Consider the following 15,676-nt stretch of genomic DNA (forward strand, 5'->3'; position numbering starts at 1 on the left):
AAAGATAATGAAACCTTCAAATCTATTACTTGTTGCCTCATTGGCATTGGCGGCGCCGCTGCAGGCCGCTGAAGATCCTGCTGTAGCCGAAGCTATTGAGGCCGGGTTACAGCATTACCGTAAGGGTGAATTGAGCCAGGCCAGTTCCCAGCTGGATTATGCATCAGCCCTTATCCGGCAGCAGCGGGCCGGGGAAGTGGTGGGGGTATTTCCAGAGCCATTACCTGGCTGGCAAGCAGATGAACCTGCAAGTGAAAGTGGTGGCATGATGTTGGGGGGCGGCATCAATGCCAGCCGCCATTATTATAAAGAAGACAGTGCGCGGTTGGAGATAGAGTTGGTGCTTGATTCTCCCTTGTTGCAGTCTGTGATGGCCATGCTGACCAATCCTTCAATGATTACCATGAGCGGCGGCAAGCTGGTCAAGGTTCAGGGGCATAACGCCATGCTGAGCACAGAGTCCGGTGAGCCTGAGTTGACTGTGATAGTCAATGGCAATGCCATGTTTACCCTCTCGGGTGAAGGGGTTAAGGTCAGTGAATTACAGGCGTTTGCCAATGCTCTGCAACTGGATAAGCTCTAAGCTTTGGTGTTTTTGAATGCTGAAGTATCGGCTTGATAGGGCTCCGGCGCTTTAAGCAACACGGAGCTCTTGTTTTACAGGGAGATATCCGGGGGTGTTTGGGAGCGAGTGTTCCTCAGCGCAGTAACTGCTGGTAGAGCCAGGACTTGAGTTCGGCGCGGCGCAATGTCAGTTGGCTGAAACGTTCTTCTGCCGTGGGCACACAGTTTTCTTCCAGACCGCGGATCTCAAGGTCGAGAGCCTGATACTCTGCCGCCAATTCACTAAAGTGCGGATCGTTTTCCTTGAGTTGATGGATTTTCTGTTTGTACTCCGGAAACTCCAGGATCAGCGCATGGTTTTCGCCCAACATAAGCTCTCTCCTTCAAATAGTGCCTGGCCGAAACAGGCTCAAGCCTTGATTCCTACTCTACCCAGTGACGCTTTGTCTGTCATCCAGAGAAAGCCGACAACTGACGCTAATCCCTGTCTTGGCTATACCGATTAACCACAATGCCGGACACGGCAAAACTGAGCTGACAGAGCTGTAGTTGGATTGCATCCCTGTATAACTGCCGCTTTAGCTTCCTTGGCTTGTAGCGGAAAGTGTGTTGTTGACTAAAAGCATTGCTAACTATGGCCTCTTTTTTGAAGTCGAAGGAATTTAAGTTTCCTGCATACACATGGCATCTATCGATACAAATAGCATAATATTCAATAAGTTAAGGCGTAAACTTCAGTGGAAAAGATGTTTGGTCAACAATATCCAATTAACGGAGGCAGAGCTTGCCAAGGTGCAGCAGTGGGCAGATGAATTTTGCGGACGTTAATCAAGGTATTAAGGAGTCAGTTATGGGTAATGCCGTTAAGTTGGGCGATATAGGGACAGATCATGATGGGTTTCCACCCACGCCGGTGATTTCGGCCTCTTCCACGGTCAAGGTGGATGGTATTCCGCTGGCGCGTCAGGGCGATTCATTGACCCCCCACGACAAGCCCAAACATCCGCCGCACCCTCGTACCATTGCCGCGGGTTCGGGCAGTGTTTTTATCGATGGGAAACCCGCCGCCAGAACCGGCGATGCGGTTGACTGCGGCGGTATTCTGGTGGGCGGTGGTACTGTGAATATCGGTTGAGAACAGAGGAGAAAAGCCCTTTTGGCTAGCTCGTTGCATTGCCCTTCTGTATGATGTCGACCTTAAAAACCCATTCAGTTTCATAGAGGTATTGAAATGGAAGTCAATCAAGAGTCAAGTCAGCGTCGGGGCGCCAAAAAGATCAGATTCGATAATCAGGAGTTGGTGAAAACCAGTTTTTGGGTCAGCCAGATTTTTATGATTATCGCCACGGTTGCCGGGGTTTATTTGGCGGCGCAGGAAGGTCTGTCACAGGCGATTAAGTTTGATAGCCTGACCAATATGCAGAACAATTATCATCTGCAGCACTCTCTCTATGAGGAGCTGAAAGACAATGTCAAAGTCATGACAGAGTACACTGAGCTTATCGAGAAAGAAAAACCTTATAATATCAAAGAATATCATCCAGTTATGGCAGACTTCATCTGGGAAAATATGAAGTACTCGGCCTATACCCTGGAAACCCCCAGTGATATTCTCTCCGGTGCGCGCCGTTTCTATATGGGTTCTGCTGATATTGTCGGCAAGATAGAACGTAAGTTTTATGGACCCAGCTTTGGCTCCAAACAGCTGCGAACCCTGATTGAAGAGGTGGAAACCCACACCTTACCTAAGTTAGAGCAGAGCTATAAAAAGATGGCTGATGAGCTCAAGCGCGCCGGGATCGACGTTAACTGACAACTCAGGTTGTTACTTGGGAATTGGCCGACGGATAACCAGGTTTTTCTGACTCACAATGACAGGTTAAATACCATCATCGGGAGTTGCTATGGAAAGGAAATCTGAGTCGGTATCAAACGGTCGTAAAATTCATTTTGACAATAGTGAGCTGGTTAAAACCAGCTTCTGGGTGAGCCAACTGTTTATGGTGCTGGCAACGGTTCTGGGCGTTTATTTGGCGGCGCAGCAAGGGCTGTCACAGGCGATTAAGTTTGACTCTCTGGTTAATACCCAGAATAACTATCATCTGCAGCGAGCCTTGTATGATGAAGTGCGGGATAACTTGCAGACGCTGGAAGCCTATATGGCGGACATAGATAAACAGAGACCGCTGGACTTGAAGTCATTGCATCCCCAGCTCAGTGATTTTGTTTGGCAAAACATGTATTACTCGGCCAATGCGCTGGAAACACCGGCTGAGATCCTGACCGCTATCCGCAGGTTCAGAATTGAATCTGCCCAGCTGATTGAAAAAATGGAAAAGCAAGAGTTGAGCCGTGGTGTCGGTACAACCAGGTTAAGAGCCTTGGTAGGGAAGATTCCGGCCGACACTTTGCCTAAGCTGCAACTGAATTTTCAGCGTATGGAGCTTGAGTTGCAACGTAGTGGCGTGGATGTGAATATCACAGAGGAATAATCCATGAATTTAAAATGTCCCGGGTGTTACAGCGAATCGATGCGCACCTTCGAACTATACGGTGAGCAGGTGGACAGCTGCAATCACTGTGAAGGCATTTGGTTTGATAATGGCGAGCTTAACGGCGCGCTGTCAACTGCTGACAATGGCAATGATCATGTACGCATTGAAGAGTCGCTCGGGCCTCATCTTGGGCTTTCCAAGCGGCACTGCATGCACTGTGAAGAACAGATGCACAGATACCATCTGATGGACGGCTATCAGATAGAGCTGGATGTCTGCCACAGTTGCAATGGCGTCTGGGTCGATAAAGACGAAAGGAATAAAGTGGTGCAGTCCCCAAGGTTGCAGGGACTGTTGGCGGAGTTGAATGGCAAGATCAGTGTCAAAACCTGGCTGTTTCAGTTTCTGTCGCAAATGCCGGTGGAGTTTAATCTCAAGACTCGCTCACAACCCGCCATCACCTATCTGCTGCTGGCGCTCAACATCATGATTTTTGCCGCTTATGGCACAGACTTGGATATAACTGATACCGTATTTGCCAACTTTGCCCTGCGGGCCGATGAGGTGTTGCACGGCAGTCATGTTTGGACCCTGTTCAGCCATATGTTCCTTCACGGTGATTTGATCCACCTGGCGGGCAATATGTACTTCCTTTATGTGGTTGGCGACAACCTAGAAGACGCCTTGGGGCGCATGAGATTCCTTGGGCTTTATCTGCTTTGTGGCCTGGCGGCTGCGGCGGTGCAGATTATTGCCGATCCCGGCTCCAATATCCCTATGGTGGGGGCCAGTGGCGCCATTGCCGGTCTGTTCGGTATGTATCTATTGTGGTTCCGCCATGCCAGCTTGACCTTTATGTTTGTTATCTACCAGAAGAAGTTGTCGCCTATGGCTTTCTTTGCCATCTGGCTGGTATTCAACCTGGTTGGTTTGATGATGGCCGGTGAAGGCGTGGCCTATTGGGCTCATATAGGTGGCTTTATTATGGGACTTATCCTGGGATTTGGCCTCAAATCCAGAGTGATGCAGCAAAACCCCTTGCTGGCGATGCTTAATGAGCCAGAGGTGAAGATCCGTCGCTGAGTGTCAGTTAGGTTGGCTGGTAAGGTGCGAACAAGTCACATGTGTGCTCTGCGTCGACTTATAGGCCTGGATGCAAGGCGTGGTTTGCAGCAAATGGCCAATTCCTTTGCAAGAAGCACTTCCCCTAAACCCCGGTCAGTTTTCTGAGCGGGGTTTATTTTTTACCGCTGAAAAATATTGTGCTTTTTTCCAAGGCGGTGTTATTGTCGGCAAATGGGCGTTTTGAGACTTGGGTCACAGATGAGTCGAATCGAGAGATGGTTTGCATTATTGCTGGTCAGTATTTTGCTGACAGGCACTCTTGCTGCTATCCCCAAGGCCCATTCTCAGCAGGTTTCTCTGGTACCGGTTTCAGCCTCAATACCTCTGGCAGTGCAGGGGGATAATTCCCAAGACCTGTTCCTCAAGACGCTGACAGACTCTCAGGAGCCGCCGCTTCTGAAACAGAAATCTACTCATCTGGCGCCTTCGGCCGAGTTGGTACTGCGTCTGCCGTCGCTGGAGTCATTGCAATCCCATGCACTGCATGTATTTCCTCAGGCACAGACCCGCGCACCGCCATTTGCCCTCATTTGAAAACCGTCTTTCGGGTTCGCACTAATGTGAAGCCCGGCAACCCAGTTTCCAAGTGAGGTAACAACATGAAAACACTTCATCCTTTTGCGATTGCCAGCAACGACAGGCTGCAAGCCTCTGCTTTAGCCAATCAACTCAACCCTTATGACAATGCCTTAGAGGCCATGATGGACTTCAGCCATAGTGCGCGTATGGTCATCAGTGCCGATATGCCGGCGCCTGATGCCTCAGCCCTGATGCAGAGTGAACACAGCGCATTGCATTTTGTTATTAACGCCCGTCATCAAATGCTGGGCATCATCACCCAGGAGTTGTTGGCACCGGACAATCTGCTCAAGCTTGTCGACAAGGCCCATCAACCTTCCTCCTGGACGGTATTTGATTTGATGCTGCCAAGGGAGCAACTGCAGGCGCTGGCCTATGATGAGGTTGCCAGCGCCAGTGTCGCCGATGTACTGCAGAGCCTGCGTCATAGCCGCGATAACTATTTTGCTGTGGTCGATACCCAAACCCATCAGATCCGCGGGTTGTTGAGCCTGGCCGATATTAGTCACCGTTTGAATGTCGGCCAGTTGAGGGAAGACAAGGGCGGCAATCTGTTGAATATTCTGCGGCAGATAAACACCAGTCATGGCCTGGTTCAGCAGATGGCCTGATTTCGGTCCTGTTGCCAATATTGTGATTGATAAAGGCTCGGCAGATTGAGCGCGCCGGGCCTGTTACTGCAGTTCCCACCACTCCCAGCTTTCCAGTTGATAGGCTTCGGCCAGTTCCAGCGCCTTGGCATGAGCTGCTTTTGCCCCAAGGCTGTCGCCTTCAGCAGCCAGTGCCAGGCTTAGTTGTTGCTGCCAATCGGCTTGGGTAGTACCCACTTTTGAGGTCATCAGCAAGAGTTCCTTGGCCAGCTTAAACTCGCCCCGGTTGTTGAGCACTTTGGCAAAGCCGGCACTCAGCTCTGCAAGATCCTCTGGAAACTGCTTTTTGGCCAGGGCGAGCACTTCGGCCATCTTTGATTTCTGCTCACTGTAATAGAGGTACTTTCCCAAGGTGTAGGCCTGCAGCCAGTCGAAATGAAAGCCGCTCCAAAGTGTTTTCTTGGCCTCAAAGTGTGCCAGTACCGCTTCGTAATCCCCAAGCTGCAGCAAGGGGCCAACATCGGTAAAGTAACCTGGCGTCAGGCTTTCCAGCCCGGCAAGCAGCGCCGGCATAGCGGTGCTGTAGTGTGTTTCTGAGGGAAAGAAGCGGTAGTCGAAATGCCATTCGGGCGCCTGCTCATGAAGCAGCTTTCTGAATTCATCCACCCCCATGCCTTGTTCGTTGGCCAGAGAGAGAAAAGCCTGGGGTAGGCCGATGTCTGCCTAGGCTGTTTCAGCCAAGGAGCGGTCCGCTCAAGCAGCGCCATGTTGTCGTACCAGATGCTGGGACTCATGGCGAGAAAGGCACTGAAAGGACTCTTGGATTGCAGCATCATCTGCAGGCTCAGCAAGCCACCCAGAGAATAACCGGCAAGGGCGTTGTGGCCCGAGGTGCGGTAATGTTTGTCGATATAGGGCACGAGTTCCTGTTGCAGGTGGGCGAGCATTTTGTCGCTGCCGCCAAAGTCTGCGCCCTCAGCCGATGGCCAGGTGGTGGAGTAGAGGTAGTCTTTCTGCCCCTGCATGGCGATACCCACTACTATCATGGGCGGTATCTTGCCCATTCTGGCGAGGTTGTTGACCGCAGCAGAGATATGGCGGAACTGGAAGTCGGCATCGACGATATAGAGCACGGGATAACGGCGATCACTGTCTTGGGTGGCATGGTAGCGTTCCGGCAAGGACAGCATCCAGCGCCGCTCACTTTGGTAGACCTTGGATGCCAGGGTATCACTGTAGCCATAGAGCAAAGGCTCTGGCTTGGCCTGGGCGACTGAACTTAAAAGAAGTACCGGCATTAAAACCAGCAGCGGCAGCCTGAGTTTCATGGTTCATCCTTGTTTGTTTTTTAATCTTGTACCTGAATAAACTCCTGGAGGAAAGCGGTTATAGGCACGACCACTGGCAAAGGCAAGCACAAGATGAAAGAAGAGGGAGCCATCAGGCTCCCTCTGTTACACAAGTTGTTGCTGCCATAGGTGACTTAGAGTGATTTCAAAACCTTCTCGGTAGTTTTCATAAATCTGTGTTAACTCAATCATATACGCCAGGAAGGATATTCAAATGACAAACCTACTTTTGACATGGGAGTGGCGACTTTGCAGCACAAGCGAGCAAATTTTGCTTTATACACATCTTGCGCTGGTTCATTTGCAAGCCGTTATCACTTTGGGGGCAATATCCACAATTTGCATCAGATAGGCGGTTTTACTTGGGTATAAAGTCTCCCTAACTTATTGGATATACAGATTTTTTGATATGTTAAAGGCCACCCTGGGGTGGCCTTTAAATTGTTGGCGAATAGAGAGTTTTGTCGCTATAGCGTCTGATTTCAGCGGCGGCGTCTGCTGACTGCAGCGACACCGGCAAAGGCCAGGAACAACCAACCCAGGCTGCCGCCTTCATCTTGCTTGGCATCTTTTTCGGTAGCCAGGAAATTGATCAGATCGGTCAGTTCGCCCAGAGTGCGAATTTCTCCCAGGTTAACCATATATTTGTCGTTTACCACGAAGCTTGGCACGCTCTGAATGGCAAATTCATTCTGCTGTTTACGCCACAGGGCGATGACATCATTGATTTTCTTGCTGTCGGCCAAGGCATCATACTGGCTGACATCGACGCCGTTGGCGGCAAACAATTGCTTGATATCGTCGCGGCTATTGATGGCAGAGGTGTGCTTGTGTCCAGGGGCGGAATGGTCATGGCCATGGGCCCCTTCCTCGCCCTGAATGGCGGCAAACATGGGGTGAGTCAACTTCTCTGTCGCACCCAGCTCCTGCATGATGGCCAGAGACTTCATCACCTCAGTGCCCAGATCGCTGTTCATAAAGTCGACATGCTTGTTGTCAAAGCTGACTTCTTTATTGAGACCGGCCTTGATGTCCGGCAGATACTGGGTTTCCATGCTGAAGCAGTTATGACAGTAGAAAGAGAAGAACTCGGTGAGCTTGGGTTCTTCACTGCCTTTCTTGGCTATCTGGGTATAGTGTTTACCTTCGATAAAGTCGGCGGCGTTGGCGGCCAGCGGGATCAGGGTAAGTGCCATTGCGGCAACCAGTGGCTTGAGCAAAATAATCTCCTCAGAATTGACCGGGCGCAGCGCCCTTTGCTGTCAGGTTAGTGTGACTGGCTTAATTATGACTTAAGCGTCGGTGCCTTTGGCGGTCATTTCTGTGAGCGAGGCTAAGCTTTGGCGCTTTGCCTGGTTATTCAACCTCGCAGGGCTTGCCAGGCTTCGCAGATCTGTCTGAACTTGGCGGTATCACCGCCTTGCCTGTCCGGGTGCCACTTTAGCGCCAGTTTACGCCATTGGCGACGGATCTCCTTGTCACTGGCGTCGGCTTCTAGTTCCAATACCCGCAGCGCCTCTCGCTGGGCAAAACGGCCGCGTCGTACGCCAATATAATCCTGATAACTGTTCCAGAAGGACTCCAGCATCTCACGAACGACATTGACGCAGGTGTCATAGTTGTTCCAGTCGAGGTAGTAGTCTCTAAGCGCTGAGTCATCCTGTTGTAGTTGCAGCACATTGGCCGGTGGGATCCGCAGCAATATGATATTCATGGCTTCTACCTGCAGCCATTGGCCCGGCAGCAGTATGTGTTGCAGTTCATAGAGGGCATTCATCAGCAGAAAATTGCGTTTGAACAGATCTTTCTCGGGCAGAGGATCCAAGTCGTGCATCAGTCCCTGCTGCTGTAATTCGGTGGCGAGGTGATGCACCTTCCAGGAGCGGTTACTGCGTTTGAGCAAACCGAGAATTGGCCAGATAAGCGGGTTATCGCCCTTGAGTCGGGTCGGCTTGACTTCAGTAACGTCGGCCTGGTTCAGCGCGGGTTTGGCAAGCAGCATGGTAGCAATCATTCATCCTGAACTGACGATAAAATCTACTATGCCACAGGTGTCCGTGGGTGCAAGGTGAAAATAATGGAACCCGGCGTGGAGCCGGGTTCTGAAAGAAAAGCAGGGAAGGAGACCTCGCTTAAATTTTGGTAAACAGCTCTTCCTGAGGCAGGCGAGACTTGGGCAGCTTGGCGTTGAAGTCTGACTCGTCATGGTAGCCAAGGGCCACAACCACGCTGGCCGTCAGGCCTTGTTCTCTCAAACCCAGAACCTGATTGAGTTTGCTGGCATCGAAGCCTTCAATAGGAGTGGCATCTATGTCCAATACGCTGGCGCCCAGCAGCAGAGTACCCAGCGCCAGATAGGTTTGTTTTTCCATCCAGTGCTGCAGATCCTTAAGTTCGAACTTGTGCATATTGGTGAAGAAAGAGCGGCCGTTGTGTTGGCCTTGTTTGGCGTTTTCGTCGGCGAAGCGGCCATCGGCCTCTTCCTGCTCAAGCAGACGCAGCAGATGGGCTTCGTCCATGTTGTTGCGGGTACAGAGCACAATCACGTGGGAAGCGTTGAGGATCTTTGGCGTGTTGAAGCCATAGTCTGCGGTAGACTCGGCAATTTTGGCTTTGCCTTCATCTGTCGCGGCCAGTACAAAGTGCCATGGCTGGGAGTTCACCGAGGAGGGGCTGAACTGCAGCAGACTCTGCAGATCTTCAATTTTATCCTGGGGGATCTTCTTGTTGGGATCAAAAGCCTTGGTGGTATAGCGTTTTTTGGCAAGGTATGTCAGATCTGTCATGTCACTGCTCCGGACAAATGAGGCTGAAATTGTTTTGGCATTCTACGATCTCTGTTGCGCTTTACAACAGTGTTTCTGCTGCAAGCTATATCAAAAATAAATTGAAAGTACGCTGGTGGGAACCACCAATTGGTGTTAGTGGGGTTGCTTTTGCATCTATATCGAGTCTTAAATTGCGTTTGCCGTGATAGTTGGCTAATATATGGACAGGTTTATGGCGGAGCAGCAAAGATGAATACCCTAGAGAAAGCCAATGCAGCCGAGGTATTGTTCAAGGCGTTTTCCAATGCTTGCAGCGAGTTACAACTTACCCAGGCCGAGGCCAGCCGTATCATAGGCGTAAATCCCAGCACCTTGAGCCGTAACAGCGGCAAGGGGTTTAAACCCGATTCCAAGCAGGGGGAGTTGCAGTTGCAACTTATCCGTCTATATCGCTCGCTGTATGCCATAGCGGGTGGTGAAAAAGCCTTTATGCGTCACTGGCTCAACAGTCCCAACAAGGCGCTGAATGGAACCCCCAAGACTTTATTGCAAACCGTGGTTGGTCTGGTGAGTGTTAACCAATATCTGGATGCTATGAGAGGCAAGGTCTGACAGCCATAACCGGTGACAGGAGACAAACAACTGAAAATGGATTTTAGTGCGTTAGAGCCGCAGGACTTTTTTCCTCGCCACTACTTTGGCCGAGGTTATCGCCTGGTCGAGTCCCAGGAAGAAGCCGCCACCCTGAGTCTGGTGGATGATTTTGACGAACAGATGCTGCTTGAATCCCTGCTCGATGAGGTTAAACCGCCTTACCGAAGCGGGACTGAGCACTTGCATTATCTGCTCAAGACCCCGTTTCGTTATCCGCCGCTGCGCCATGGTTCGCGCTTTGGCAGTATCACAATGGAAAGCTTCTTTTATGCCAGTGAATCCTGGCAGACCTGTTTGGCCGAAGTCGCCTATTATCGTTTTGTCTTTATGGCCGATATGTTGGAGCCTTATCTGGAGCCGCTGCGCTCTGAGCATATGTTGTACTCTGTGGATATCAATGCCCGCGATTGTGCTGACTTGACGCTATTGCAGGGGCCGGAATTGCAGCAGCAATTGACTCACAAATCGAGCTATGCCTATACCCAGGCTTTGGGGGCCTGGTTGCTGCAACAGCAGGCACAGATGATCCGCTACACGTCGGCCAGAGCTGAAAAGGGCGTCAATTTGGCGCTGCACGATCCTTTGGTGTTGCTATCAACCGAGCCGCAGGAGTGTGAATATTGGCTCTGTCAAAGCTCCGCAGACAAGGTTGCTTTCAGTCGTCGTAATAGCCGCAGCATGCCATTGACCTGGTTTTTAAAAGACTTTTTGCGGGACGGGCAGTTGCCGCGTCCCGCCTGAGAACAGAAATTACTTCAGGATTGGGTGGTGATAAACAGCGGGTTGGAATAGAACCAGAGATCGCCGTAGTTACGCTCATTGATGTCGTTGTACCATTGCTGCACCTGCTCCCCTTCAGCCTGAGGCAGTAACTTTGAACGCAGAGGTGTGCCCTTGTTGGTCAAGCCGTTGACGTTGTAATCCAGGTTAGTACCACGCAGGCGGAAATACTGCTTACCATCGGCGATAAAGCTGAAGCTCATGTTGTAGAAACCATCGCTGTCTTTTTGCCAGTCAGCCTGGGTGAAAGACTTAATCACCCGGGTGCTGTCGTTGGTTTCCTTTTGCCAGGCAGCCGTTCCCGGCTTGGCTCGCTCACCGATATCACCGGCAATCAAATCGATATGATGTACTCCAGGATTAATGCCAGCGTAGTGTTCATTGCCGATATCGCTTTCCTTGTTATTTAGCTCAGGGCTGCGGAACCTGATATTGATAGTGACCTTGTCGTCGGCCTTGGCGCTCAAGGTTTGTCCCATAGTGATGGTTTGCTCACCGCTATTCATCTGGAAATCCAGCCCGTCGATGAGATCGCCAAATACCGCAAAGCTGTTCCCCGAGCGTAGCCCTTCAAGCAGTGCCTGGGTACCTTCACCCTCAACCCAGGTGTAATTCTTGGCATATTCGCCGGGATAATAACTGCTGGCGTAGGGTGGCCTGGTCTTGAAGTGAATATCCGAGTTACCCATGTTCCAAATTCTGCGCCCTTCTCCCAGTAGCGCATCCCACCAACCGCCGACTTCGGCAACGACGGGATCGACACCGCCGTACACACCGCTCGAGCTGTCACCATAGTCACCGCGGTTGCCACTGAACTGGCCGCCAACCATACCTTCCACCAGGAAGAAGACCTCAGGCGCGGCATCATGAAGCTCCCTGACTTCGGCTATGGTGTAGCTGTCGAGATAGCGTCTGGGATGATTGAGCATGCCGTAGCTCTGTTTGGGAAAATGTTGCTGTAGCCAGGCAAGCGCCGCTACGGCATCTGCATGGGTTTGATTCTGACGCTTGACGCCGGCGGCCTCCCAGGCGGCGAGATCTTCGGCTGCGAAATCCTCCGGCTCATTCTTGGCGCTGAAGCTGTATTCGAAGGTTTTAATCGCATCCAGAGTCTGCTGTTCATCGGCCAGGATGGCGATATTGAAGTGCTCGTGAGTCGGCATATCCCACTCAAAGCCGGAGTAAACCAACTTGCCCGGGTAGTTGGGCATCAGGCTGGCGAGTCCGGGTTTTTCGTAGCGGGTGAGGGCATCATAGAAGAGAATGCCGCCTAGGTCGTTATCGTCATTGTCCTGGCTGTTGTTGCGCATATGGTTGGTCAGGCTCATATAATCCAGGCCAAAGTCCTCGAAGCCCCACTTGAGAATATCGGCCTGGGTCTCTCTGGCATCCTGGGAAACCGCGGTGTGAACATGAAGATCGCCTTTGAGCCAGCGACCCGTTACCGGCTCCGGAGTTTGAGTGTCGTTATCTGAGTTACAGCCGGCCAGCAGGGCCAGAGACAGCAGTGACAATGCTGCGACTTGATGGGATTGACGCAAGAATAACCTCTCTATATTGGGCGTTTGGGAAAGCACCCAACATAGAGAGAAACGATGGCAGATTTATGGCACTTTTGTACTAAAAAGTTACCTTGTGATCAGCGCAGCACCTTGGCAAGGAAACCTTGAGTTCGGGGATTTTGCGGCGCGTTAAAAATCTGCTCCGGTGTGCCCGCTTCCTGGATCACTCCTTCATCCATGAAGATCACCCTGTCAGACACCTCGCGGGCAAACCCCATTTCGTGAGTGACTATCACCATGGTCATGCCGTCGCGAGCCAGAGATTGCATTACGTCCAGCACATCGCCGACCATTTCCGGATCCAGCGCCGAGGTAGGTTCGTCAAATAGCATCAGCTCCGGAGACATGGTCAGGGCTCTGGCAATGGCCACCCTCTGCTTCTGGCCGCCGGACAGGCTGGATGGATAGGCATCTTTCTTATCTGCCAGACCAACCTTAGCCAGCAATCCCAAAGCCTTGGCTTCGGCCTCGGCCAAACTCATCAATCCCAGCTTGACCGGTGCCAGCGTTAGGTTGGCCAATACCGTCTTGTGGGGAAACAGGTTAAAGTGCTGAAATACCATGCCCACTTTCTGCCTGAGCTTGTCGACACAGGCGCCAGGCGCCGTTATCGATTCACCGGCTATCCGTATTTCGCCTTCAGTCGGTTGCTCCAACAGGTTGATACAACGCAGAAAAGTGCTCTTGCCACTACCACTTGGGCCTATGATGCTGACCACTTCTCCCTTGGCGATATGCTGATCTATGCCTTTGAGTACTTCCAGTTTGCCGTAGGACTTATGCAGGTTGGTTATCTCAATCACTTTGTTTCAGCCTCGCTTCAAACTTACCCAACAGCCAGGTGAAGCTGTAGGTCAATAACAAATAGATAAGGGCACAAGTCAGCAGCGGCACCACATCTTCGAAGGTTCGGCTGCGGATGATTTCACCGGCGCGCATCAGATCCACGCCACCGATAAAGCCGATGACGGCGGTTTCTTTCAAGAGCACGATAAATTCATTGCCGAGCGCCGGCAGAATATTCTTGATTGCCTGCGGTAACACGACTTCACGCATGGTCAGTGAATGGCTCATCCCTAAAGAGCGAGCGGCCTCGGCCTGGCCCTTGTCGACCGCCTGGATACCGGCGCGGATGATCTCACTGATGTAGGCGCCGCTGTTGAGGCCAAAGGCGATGATGGCGGCGGTCACCTTGTCGACATCCATGGCGGCCAACACGATAAAGTAGAGGATCACCAGTTGCACTACTACAGGAGTACCGCGGATCACCCCGACATACAGCTTGGCCGGCCAGCGCAGATACCAGCGCTCGGACATGCCCATCAAGGTGGTGAGCACCCCGAGAATGGCGCCGAGGATCATGGCGAAGAAGGTCACAGTCAAGGTGACCTTGAGGCCGTTTAGGATCAGCAAAATACCGATCATGCCGTCTTCCCCTATGGGGGTAAACAGCGAAGAGATTATTGCATCCATCTAAGACTACTTCTGATATTTTTCAAGGAGTTGTTGGTATTCGCCTGAGCTTTGTAGCCGTACCAGTGTGGCATTGATCTGGCTGAGCAGTTCGGGTTGATTTTTGGCAACAGCAATACCGTAAAACTCGGGGGAGAAATCGATATCCAACTGTTTGAGAGTGGGGTTCTTGGCCAGATAAGTGGCTGCCGGTTGGCTGTCGAACAGTACCAGGTCTACCTTGTGGTTTTTTAGCTCCATAAAGGCTTCAAAACCCGTATTGAAAGCTACGACTTCGGCCTTGAGTTCCTTGGCCATGATGTCGCCGGTAGAGCCCAACTGCACCGCAATCTTCTTGCCGGCAAGATCAGCCGGAGTGTTGAATACCTGGCTGTCCTGATTGACTATCACCACTTGGGTGGCTTCATAGTATGGCGTAGAGAAGTTGACACTCTTTTGCCGCTCATCCGTGATTGTCATACCAGAGGCGATAAAATCGATTTTGCCTGAGTTCAGCGCCACTATCAGAGAGTCGAACTTGAGGTTTTCTACCTTGAGGGTTTTACCTGCATCGGCGGCAATCGCCTTGGCAATGTCGATATCCAGCCCTTTTACCTCATCACCATTGGCGCCCCCCATGTATTCAAATGGTGGGAAAGCGGCATTGGTGCCGACGACCAGTACATCTTGATCTTTACCGCAGCCGGTCAACAGCAAGGCCGTGATAGTGGCCATAAGCAGGGATTTTTTCATCTTGGAGATACTCTTGAGGAACCGTATGACTGGCACTATAGCCAGTTCCCATATTTCAATCAATAACTAATCATAAAAAATGATTAAGTATTCACTTGTGATTCGTTTGGTGTTAAAAAAACATTGTTAATTAGTTTGTTATTTATTAATTGAACATGCTTGAATGAATAAAGTAGAGATTGCTCAATTAGGGCTGAGCAACTAGAGAAGATTTTTTGTCGCCTGAGACACAAGAATGTGCATTTGGCACAGCACCGAGGAAAAATTTGTTATAAAATGCGCGCCCAAAATCCTCTGCCTGCCTACAATGGTGGAAGCCCACTCCGGATTTTGGAACAGGCCTCCAATTCAGTACCTGCCAAAGCAGACAGCGAAGCACACAAAATAGAACAAGATGGGGTCGTATACCTATGATAGAAAAACGCTTTATTACCGCTCAGGAATTGCTGGAGGATTCATTTCGTCTGGCTGCACAGGTCTATGACAGTGGTTTTCGGCCGCAGTTTATTGTTGGGATCTGGCGGGGCGGCGCTCCAATAGGGATCGCGGTACAGGAGTTTTTCGACTTCAAAAAGGTGGAAACCGACCATATAGCGGTGCGCACTTCATCCTATTACGGCATAGGTACAGACAAGCAGAGCAAGGAGATCAAGGTTCATGGTCTGCATTACATTGTTGAAAATGCCAATGCCGATGATGGTTTGTTGATTGTTGATGATGTCTTCGATTCCGGGCGCAGCGTTTTTGCTCTCAAGGAAAAGCTCAGTCAATCCATGCGTCTGAATATGCCCAAGGATATCCGTATCGCTTGTCCTTACTACAAGCCACAGAATACTGCGGTGCCACTGAAGCCCGACTACTATATCCACGCCTCGGATGAATGGCTGGTATTCCCCCATGAAGTTTCCGGCCTGAGTGCACAAGAGCTGGCCGAAGGTAAGGGCGATCTCAAAAATATCAAAGAGCTGTTTCTCTGATAAAAAATCCAATACAAAGAGGGCGCCG

At 51.1% G+C, this 15,676-nt stretch carries 20 protein-coding genes; 10 read left to right on the forward strand and 10 right to left on the reverse strand.

Translation table 11 applies throughout. The annotated features are described in order from the left end of the window. Positions 1-7 precede the first annotated feature (7 nt). Positions 8-583 carry a hypothetical protein gene (locus tag SIL79_RS10790; RefSeq protein WP_234501671.1) on the forward strand — a complete coding sequence of 192 codons (576 nt, stop codon included), beginning with the start codon at positions 8-10 and terminating at the stop codon, positions 581-583. Positions 584-698: 115 nt separating this feature from the next. On the opposite strand, the gene SIL79_RS10795 is transcribed toward SIL79_RS10790, so the two are convergent. Continuing rightward, positions 699-935, reverse strand: a complete 237-nt coding sequence (locus SIL79_RS10795) for a YdcH family protein (protein WP_039035791.1) — start codon at positions 933-935, stop codon at positions 699-701. A gap of 479 nt (positions 936-1,414) precedes the next feature. On the opposite strand from SIL79_RS10795, the gene SIL79_RS10800 reads away from it, so the two are divergent. The 6 genes from SIL79_RS10800 to SIL79_RS10825 all read left to right on the forward strand — a co-directional run bounded on the left by SIL79_RS10800 (position 1,415) and on the right by SIL79_RS10825 (position 5,374). Next, positions 1,415-1,699, forward strand: coding sequence for a type VI secretion system PAAR protein (locus SIL79_RS10800; RefSeq protein WP_071477147.1), 285 nt, complete (start codon positions 1,415-1,417; stop codon positions 1,697-1,699). Positions 1,700-1,795: 96 nt separating this feature from the next. After that, positions 1,796-2,377, forward strand: a complete 582-nt coding sequence (locus SIL79_RS10805; protein WP_039035794.1) for a hypothetical protein — start codon at positions 1,796-1,798, stop codon at positions 2,375-2,377. Between the two features lie 91 nt (positions 2,378-2,468). Continuing rightward, complete coding sequence (locus tag SIL79_RS10810; RefSeq protein ID WP_319619263.1) at positions 2,469-3,056, forward strand: hypothetical protein; 588 nt, start codon at positions 2,469-2,471, stop codon at positions 3,054-3,056. A gap of 3 nt (positions 3,057-3,059) precedes the next feature. Beyond that, positions 3,060-4,142 carry a rhomboid family intramembrane serine protease gene (locus SIL79_RS10815; protein ID WP_071477148.1) on the forward strand — a complete coding sequence of 361 codons (1,083 nt, stop codon included), beginning with the start codon at positions 3,060-3,062 and terminating at the stop codon, positions 4,140-4,142. Between the two features lie 240 nt (positions 4,143-4,382). Then, on the forward strand, positions 4,383-4,718 hold the full coding sequence (locus SIL79_RS10820) for a hypothetical protein (protein ID WP_071477149.1): 336 nt from the start codon (positions 4,383-4,385) through the stop codon (positions 4,716-4,718). A 65-nt stretch (positions 4,719-4,783) separates the two neighbouring features. Continuing rightward, positions 4,784-5,374 carry a CBS domain-containing protein gene (locus SIL79_RS10825; protein ID WP_039035798.1) on the forward strand — a complete coding sequence of 197 codons (591 nt, stop codon included), beginning with the start codon at positions 4,784-4,786 and terminating at the stop codon, positions 5,372-5,374. Positions 5,375-5,437: 63 nt separating this feature from the next. On the opposite strand, the gene SIL79_RS10830 is transcribed toward SIL79_RS10825, so the two are convergent. From SIL79_RS10830 to SIL79_RS10850, 5 genes are all read right to left on the reverse strand, one after another. Beyond that, positions 5,438-5,926: a hypothetical protein gene (locus tag SIL79_RS10830; RefSeq protein ID WP_319619264.1), complete on the reverse strand. Its 489-nt coding sequence runs from the start codon at positions 5,924-5,926 to the stop codon at positions 5,438-5,440. Further along, entirely contained in the window at positions 5,893-6,681 is a 789-nt protein-coding gene (locus SIL79_RS10835; protein WP_319619265.1) for an alpha/beta hydrolase, read from the reverse strand. Before SIL79_RS10835 ends, SIL79_RS10830 begins: the two co-directional genes overlap by 34 nt. A gap of 503 nt (positions 6,682-7,184) precedes the next feature. After that, positions 7,185-7,922 (reverse strand): DsbA family protein, encoded by a 738-nt coding sequence (locus tag SIL79_RS10840; RefSeq protein WP_039035800.1) that lies wholly within the window; start codon positions 7,920-7,922, stop codon positions 7,185-7,187. A 140-nt stretch (positions 7,923-8,062) separates the two neighbouring features. After that, positions 8,063-8,704, reverse strand: a complete 642-nt coding sequence (locus SIL79_RS10845; protein ID WP_101096625.1) for a DNA-J related domain-containing protein — start codon at positions 8,702-8,704, stop codon at positions 8,063-8,065. Between the two features lie 130 nt (positions 8,705-8,834). Then, complete coding sequence (locus SIL79_RS10850; RefSeq protein WP_039035801.1) at positions 8,835-9,488, reverse strand: oxygen-insensitive NAD(P)H-dependent nitroreductase NfsB; 654 nt, start codon at positions 9,486-9,488, stop codon at positions 8,835-8,837. 231 nt (positions 9,489-9,719) lie between these two features. Here SIL79_RS10850 and SIL79_RS10855 point away from each other — a divergent pair, with 231 nt between their 5' ends. Together SIL79_RS10855 and SIL79_RS10860 are read left to right on the forward strand one after the other, a co-directional pair. After that, positions 9,720-10,082 (forward strand): MbcA/ParS/Xre antitoxin family protein, encoded by a 363-nt coding sequence (locus tag SIL79_RS10855; protein WP_025011540.1) that lies wholly within the window; start codon positions 9,720-9,722, stop codon positions 10,080-10,082. 36 nt (positions 10,083-10,118) lie between these two features. Next, positions 10,119-10,865, forward strand: coding sequence for an RES family NAD+ phosphorylase (locus SIL79_RS10860; RefSeq protein ID WP_052248263.1), 747 nt, complete (start codon positions 10,119-10,121; stop codon positions 10,863-10,865). Positions 10,866-10,879: 14 nt separating this feature from the next. Here SIL79_RS10860 and SIL79_RS10865 read toward each other — a convergent pair whose 3' ends face one another. The 4 genes from SIL79_RS10865 to SIL79_RS10880 form a co-directional block, all read right to left on the reverse strand. After that, complete coding sequence (locus SIL79_RS10865) at positions 10,880-12,445, reverse strand: CehA/McbA family metallohydrolase domain-containing protein (RefSeq protein WP_319619266.1); 1,566 nt, start codon at positions 12,443-12,445, stop codon at positions 10,880-10,882. 98 nt (positions 12,446-12,543) lie between these two features. After that, positions 12,544-13,269, reverse strand: coding sequence for an amino acid ABC transporter ATP-binding protein (locus SIL79_RS10870; protein WP_039035803.1), 726 nt, complete (start codon positions 13,267-13,269; stop codon positions 12,544-12,546). Continuing rightward, positions 13,262-13,939, reverse strand: a complete 678-nt coding sequence (locus tag SIL79_RS10875; RefSeq protein WP_025011537.1) for an amino acid ABC transporter permease — start codon at positions 13,937-13,939, stop codon at positions 13,262-13,264. Before SIL79_RS10875 ends, SIL79_RS10870 begins: the two co-directional genes overlap by 8 nt. A gap of 6 nt (positions 13,940-13,945) precedes the next feature. Then, positions 13,946-14,671 carry a basic amino acid ABC transporter substrate-binding protein gene (locus SIL79_RS10880; protein ID WP_039035804.1) on the reverse strand — a complete coding sequence of 242 codons (726 nt, stop codon included), beginning with the start codon at positions 14,669-14,671 and terminating at the stop codon, positions 13,946-13,948. A 410-nt stretch (positions 14,672-15,081) separates the two neighbouring features. Between SIL79_RS10880 and SIL79_RS10885 the strand changes: the two genes are divergently transcribed. Then, positions 15,082-15,648, forward strand: coding sequence for a phosphoribosyltransferase (locus tag SIL79_RS10885; protein WP_039035805.1), 567 nt, complete (start codon positions 15,082-15,084; stop codon positions 15,646-15,648). Positions 15,649-15,676: the final 28 nt, after the last annotated feature.

Origin of the sequence: Shewanella indica (assembly GCF_033842865.1) — a bacterium.
GTDB lineage: Bacteria > Pseudomonadota > Gammaproteobacteria > Enterobacterales > Shewanellaceae > Shewanella > Shewanella indica.

What these genes read in the sequence shown, in the direction of transcription:
- SIL79_RS10820 (WP_071477149.1), top strand. Translation starts at nt 4,383, where the DNA reads ATGAGTCGAATCGAGAGATGGTTTGCATTATTGCTGGTCAGTATTTTG.
- SIL79_RS10855 (WP_025011540.1), top strand. Translation starts at nt 9,720, where the DNA reads ATGAATACCCTAGAGAAAGCCAATGCAGCCGAGGTATTGTTCAAGGCG.
- SIL79_RS10830 (WP_319619264.1), bottom strand. Translation starts at nt 5,926, where the DNA reads ATGCCGGCGCTGCTTGCCGGGCTGGAAAGCCTGACGCCAGGTTACTTT.
- SIL79_RS10845 (WP_101096625.1), bottom strand. Translation starts at nt 8,704, where the DNA reads ATGCTGCTTGCCAAACCCGCGCTGAACCAGGCCGACGTTACTGAAGTC.
- SIL79_RS10850 (WP_039035801.1), bottom strand. Translation starts at nt 9,488, where the DNA reads ATGACAGATCTGACATACCTTGCCAAAAAACGCTATACCACCAAGGCT.
- SIL79_RS10795 (WP_039035791.1), bottom strand. Translation starts at nt 935, where the DNA reads ATGTTGGGCGAAAACCATGCGCTGATCCTGGAGTTTCCGGAGTACAAA.
- SIL79_RS10885 (WP_039035805.1), top strand. Translation starts at nt 15,082, where the DNA reads ATGATAGAAAAACGCTTTATTACCGCTCAGGAATTGCTGGAGGATTCA.
- SIL79_RS10800 (WP_071477147.1), top strand. Translation starts at nt 1,415, where the DNA reads ATGGGTAATGCCGTTAAGTTGGGCGATATAGGGACAGATCATGATGGG.
- SIL79_RS10835 (WP_319619265.1), bottom strand. Translation starts at nt 6,681, where the DNA reads ATGAAACTCAGGCTGCCGCTGCTGGTTTTAATGCCGGTACTTCTTTTA.
- SIL79_RS10875 (WP_025011537.1), bottom strand. Translation starts at nt 13,939, where the DNA reads ATGGATGCAATAATCTCTTCGCTGTTTACCCCCATAGGGGAAGACGGC.
- SIL79_RS10880 (WP_039035804.1), bottom strand. Translation starts at nt 14,671, where the DNA reads ATGAAAAAATCCCTGCTTATGGCCACTATCACGGCCTTGCTGTTGACC.
- SIL79_RS10805 (WP_039035794.1), top strand. Translation starts at nt 1,796, where the DNA reads ATGGAAGTCAATCAAGAGTCAAGTCAGCGTCGGGGCGCCAAAAAGATC.
- SIL79_RS10860 (WP_052248263.1), top strand. Translation starts at nt 10,119, where the DNA reads ATGGATTTTAGTGCGTTAGAGCCGCAGGACTTTTTTCCTCGCCACTAC.
- SIL79_RS10815 (WP_071477148.1), top strand. Translation starts at nt 3,060, where the DNA reads ATGAATTTAAAATGTCCCGGGTGTTACAGCGAATCGATGCGCACCTTC.
- SIL79_RS10790 (WP_234501671.1), top strand. Translation starts at nt 8, where the DNA reads ATGAAACCTTCAAATCTATTACTTGTTGCCTCATTGGCATTGGCGGCG.
- SIL79_RS10810 (WP_319619263.1), top strand. Translation starts at nt 2,469, where the DNA reads ATGGAAAGGAAATCTGAGTCGGTATCAAACGGTCGTAAAATTCATTTT.
- SIL79_RS10825 (WP_039035798.1), top strand. Translation starts at nt 4,784, where the DNA reads ATGAAAACACTTCATCCTTTTGCGATTGCCAGCAACGACAGGCTGCAA.